Genomic DNA, 4,135 nt, shown 5'->3' on the forward strand with positions numbered 1-4,135 from the left:
CCCGGCGCCGGGCCGTCCGGCCCCGGCCCGAGCCGGACGGCCCGGGATTCTCCCTGGTCGTGCTCGCCCCGCGGGACGACGTGGCGGTGCACGCGCCTCACCCGGGTGCCGCCGAACCCCTGCTGGCCTCCGGGACGCCGCACCTGTACGCCGGGGTGGTGGAGGGCACGGGTGTGGTCGGCCCGCTGGTCCTGCCCGGCGAGACGGGTTGCGCGGGGTGTCTCCAGCAGCACCGCGTCGACCGTGACCCGGCCTGGCCGCGCCTCGTCGCCCAGTGGCGCTCCGGCGGCCGGCGCGGCGTCGGTGCCTGCGACCTGGCCCTGGCGACCACGGTGGCCGGCCTGGCCGCGGCCCATGCGCTCGCCTTCCTGGACGGCCGCGTCCCGTCGAGTGCCGGCTCCCGCTGGGAGGTGTCCGCACCGGGCCTGCACTGGCAGTCCCGCCCGGTGCCGGCCCATCCCGGATGTGTGTGTGGAGCAGCACAGAAAGGTAAGGAGGAACACCCCTCCGGGGACGGGCGGGAACGCGCGACAATGGGCGGGCAAGGACCGCCCGAGGAGTCACGCCGCCAGGTGGACGCGAAGCGGTCGGCAGGGACTTGGAGGGCGCATGTCTGATCTTCCCCGGAAGGCGGTCACCCGGACCGCCAAGCTGGCCGCGCTCCCGCTCGGCATCGCCGGACGGGCGACCTGGGGGCTCGGCAAGCGGATCGTGGGCGAGTCCGCGGACCTCGTCGGCCGGGAACTCCAGCAGCGCACCGCCGACCAGCTGTTCAAGGTCCTCGGGGAGCTGAAGGGCGGCGCGATGAAGTTCGGGCAGGCCCTGTCGGTCTTCGAGTCCGCGCTGCCGGAGGAGGTCGCCGGACCCTACCGGGCCGCGCTGACCAAGCTGCAGGAGGCCGCCCCTCCGATGCCGACCCGCACCGTGCACGCGGTCCTCGAGGAGCGGCTCGGCGAGGACTGGCGCGACCTGTTCCTGGAGTTCGAGGACAAGCCGTCCGCCGCCGCCTCGATCGGCCAGGTCCACCGGGGCGTGTGGCACGACGGCCGTGAGGTCGCCGTCAAGGTGCAGTACCCGGGCGCCGGCGAGGCACTGCTGTCCGACCTGAACCAGTTGAGCCGGTTCGCCCGGCTGCTGGGTCCGCTGGTCCCCGGCATGGACGTCAAACCCCTGATCACGGAACTGAAGGACCGGGTCTCGGAGGAACTGGACTACGGCCTGGAGGCCCAGGCCCAGCGTGCCCACGCGGACGAGTTCACCGACGACCCCGACGTCGTCGTGCCGGACGTGGTGCATCAGGGCGAGCAGGTCCTGGTCACCGAGTGGATGGACGGCATCCCGCTCTCGGAGATCATCTCGGACGGCACGGAGGAGCAGCGGGACCGGGCCGGCCAGCTCCTGGCCCGCTTCCTGTTCTCCGGTCCGGCCCGCACCGGGCTGCTGCACGCCGATCCGCACCCGGGCAACTTCCGCCTGCTGCCCGGCGGCCCGGAGGGTGAGGACGACTGGCGGCTCGGCGTCCTCGACTTCGGCACCGTCGACCGCCTTCCCGGCGGCCTGCCCGCCATCATCGGCGAGTCGCTGCGCATGACGCTGGACGGCGAGGCCGAGGCGGTCTACGCGATGCTGTGCACCGAGGGCTTCGTCAAGGAGTCCATCGAGCTGGACCCGGACGCGGTCCTCGACTACCTGCTCCCGATCATCGAACCGGCCCAGGCCGACGCGTTCACCTTCACCCGCGGCTGGATCCGCACCCAGGCCGCCCGCATCGCCGACCCCCGCTCCCCCGCCTACCAGCTGGGCAGCAGGCTCAACCTGCCCCCGGCCTACCTGCTGATCCACCGGGTGACGCTGAGCACCATCGGCGTCCTGTGCCAGCTCGGCGCGACGGTGCGGCTGCGGGACGAACTGGAGGAGTGGCTGCCGGGGTTCGTCCCCGAGGAACCGGTCCATGAGGAGCCGGCCGCGGAGGCGTGACGAAGCCGCCGCGTGAGGCGGCATGCCCACACCGGCGGGCGGGTCACTCCCGTCCCGCCGCCCTCACCACCACTCGGCGTCCAGGCGTCCTTCGATCGCCCTGAGGTTCTCCCGGGAGCAGACCTCGCAGTAGTGCCGCCGGACGCCGCCCTCCACGGACAGCGTCCAGCTCACCGGCGGCCCGTCGGCGGCGGCCCCGCAGCGGGCGCACAGCACGGTCCCGGGCTCCGTCGCGGAACCCTCTCCGTCGGGGCCGTCGGGCCGAGTCGTCACCCGCCGACCATAACCCCGCGCTCCGCGGGCGGCGCGCACAACGCGGCGCGGGGCCGGTCCGTTCGGCACGGACCGGCCCCCGCGGAGAAGGGCGCGGACCTCCCCCGTCGGGGAGGGACGCTGCGCATGGCGTCGGCTACTGCATGACCGCCATGGCGAGCGCCCGGCGGGCGCGCCGGGAGGCGCGCTCGGCACGGCGCTGCATCCGGCGAGCGGTCACCAGGCGCACGGCCTGGCGCTCCCGCTGCGCCTCGTCGAGTCGCTCGTGCATATGGGCACGGGCCATGGCTTCGGGGATGAGTTGCATCTCTCGGGTCCTGTTCTGGCGCGAGTCGTTCGCGCCACTGGTGGTGAAGTCTTCGGTCGCGGAGCCGGAGGGCTCGTGAGCGGACGGGATCATCGGGGCCTGCTTCTGGGGGTCGTGCGTGAGGGGACGGTCGATCGTGCCGGGGGTGTTCATGCCGTGACCGGGTTCTTGCGCGGACGGCCACGCGGCCGCTTCCGGGCGACGACGACGCCCTGGACGAACAGCTCCCCACCCCAGACGCCCCACGGCTCACGCCGCTCCTTGGCACCGGCGAGGCAGGCCTCGACCAGCGGGCAGGTACGGCAGAGGGACTTGGCGTACTCGACGTCCGCCGGCGACTCGGCGAAGAAGACCTCCGGGTCGTAGGAACGGCAGGGGACGGGCACGCCGAGGTTCTCGATGGCGTCGTCGAGCGCGGTGAGCGCGGTGAGCGGAGTCAAGGTCGGGTCCTCCGTGGAGCCAGGCTTGGGGATCGTGTCGGAAGGCGGTACGGACGGGGCGTGCGCTTCGAGTTGCACGGTTCGTCTTCCTCGTCTGGTCGTTTCCGGCCGGTCGGCCGGTATGGCGGCTGGTACCGGGTTCTGCTCTCTGCCCCGAGGCGCCTTCTTCGGCGTCGTCCACCGTTCGTGGACAAACAGAAGGGCCGCGGATCCCGGATGGGGTTCCGCGGCCCTGAAGGCGCCGGCCTGATCAGATCAGGCTGGATCACTCCAGGGTTCTGGCCCACGGAAGGCCCACATCAGGTGGTGCTGCGTCGTCTGCTCCCGGAATCCGGCACCGGCTGCCGCAAAGGCATAGGCCTCGGCCTGTGCCACTACTGCGTCCAGTGCCTCGGTCGGTCGCGCATCGCGCTCACGGACGGCAAGGCCCGCGGGAGCAAAGGAGGACGCCAGGTGCGCGGCACGGATGCCGGACACACCGGTGCCCTGGTTCGAGGCGCCGAGCATGCACACGGAGACGGCCGAGCGATCGGTCAGTTTGACGACGGAGTTGTTCTTGATGCTGATCACTGGGCTCGCCTCCTCTCGGCGCATCGGGGACTGGGACGAGCCAGTCCTGCGGATGAACAAGTACAACACGGAATCAGGGCCTCCGAGAAGGCCTCCGTTCCCGTGCCTAAGAACCTATGGGGATTCCCGGCGCCTGCGCAAACTATTTTTTCGACGAGTTGGGATCAGTCCTGATCCTTGCCCCCGACGGCCTCACGGCCTGCGCAGATGGCCAGCACATCGGCACCGTAGCGGCGCAGCTTGCGCATGCCGACGCCGGGGATGCGGGCCAGCTCGTGCTCGTCCTCCGGGTCGGACTCGGCGATCGCCATCAGTGTCTTGTCGGTGAAGACGCAGAAGGCCGGCTGCCCGCTGCGGCGCGCCTGCTCGGCGCGCCACTCCCGCAGCCGCTCGTAGAGTCCCTCGTCCATGTCGGAGGGGCACTCCTCGCACCGCAGCAGCTTCAGCTCGCCCCCGTCCGTGAGCGTGCGGCCGCAGACCCGGCAGCGGGCGGGGCTGCGCTGCCTGCGCACCCGCCCCGGCAGCGCACCGGAGGGCCCGGCACCCGCCGCCGCGCCCGGTACGCCGC

General features: G+C 72.4%; 7 protein-coding genes. 2 read left to right on the forward strand and 5 right to left on the reverse strand.

The features are described 5' to 3' along the window. Positions 1 to 617 (forward strand): TOMM precursor leader peptide-binding protein (locus G3I53_RS08850; RefSeq protein ID WP_164438201.1); only part of this gene is annotated, 617 nt, incomplete at its 5' end. Next, positions 610 to 1,977 carry an AarF/ABC1/UbiB kinase family protein gene (locus G3I53_RS08855; protein ID WP_164333572.1) on the forward strand — a complete coding sequence of 456 codons (1,368 nt, stop codon included), beginning with the start codon at positions 610 to 612 and terminating at the stop codon, positions 1,975 to 1,977. The genes G3I53_RS08850 and G3I53_RS08855, both read left to right, overlap by 8 nt. Positions 1,978 to 2,040: 63 nt before the next feature. On the opposite strand, the gene G3I53_RS08860 is transcribed toward G3I53_RS08855, so the two are convergent. The 5 genes from G3I53_RS08860 to G3I53_RS08880 form a co-directional block, all read right to left on the reverse strand. Then, positions 2,041 to 2,250: a hypothetical protein gene (locus tag G3I53_RS08860; RefSeq protein WP_164333571.1), complete on the reverse strand. Its 210-nt coding sequence runs from the start codon at positions 2,248 to 2,250 to the stop codon at positions 2,041 to 2,043. Between the two features lie 136 nt (positions 2,251 to 2,386). Continuing rightward, a complete protein-coding gene (locus G3I53_RS08865; RefSeq protein WP_164337100.1) occupies positions 2,387 to 2,710 on the reverse strand; it encodes a hypothetical protein in 324 nt (107 codons plus the stop codon). After that, entirely contained in the window at positions 2,707 to 3,075 is a 369-nt protein-coding gene (locus tag G3I53_RS08870) for a WhiB family transcriptional regulator (protein WP_004983671.1), read from the reverse strand. The genes G3I53_RS08865 and G3I53_RS08870 overlap by 4 nt, the downstream gene beginning before the upstream one ends. 177 nt (positions 3,076 to 3,252) lie before the next feature. Beyond that, positions 3,253 to 3,567, reverse strand: coding sequence for a hypothetical protein (locus G3I53_RS08875; protein WP_164337101.1), 315 nt, complete (start codon positions 3,565 to 3,567; stop codon positions 3,253 to 3,255). Between the two features lie 164 nt (positions 3,568 to 3,731). Next, on the reverse strand, positions 3,732 to 4,135 hold a 404-nt coding region (locus tag G3I53_RS08880; RefSeq protein WP_203616779.1), incomplete at its 5' end, for an HRDC domain-containing protein.

The organism is Streptomyces sp. SID14436, assembly GCF_010548465.1.
In the GTDB taxonomy this organism is placed as follows: Bacteria; Actinomycetota; Actinomycetes; order Streptomycetales; family Streptomycetaceae; genus Streptomyces.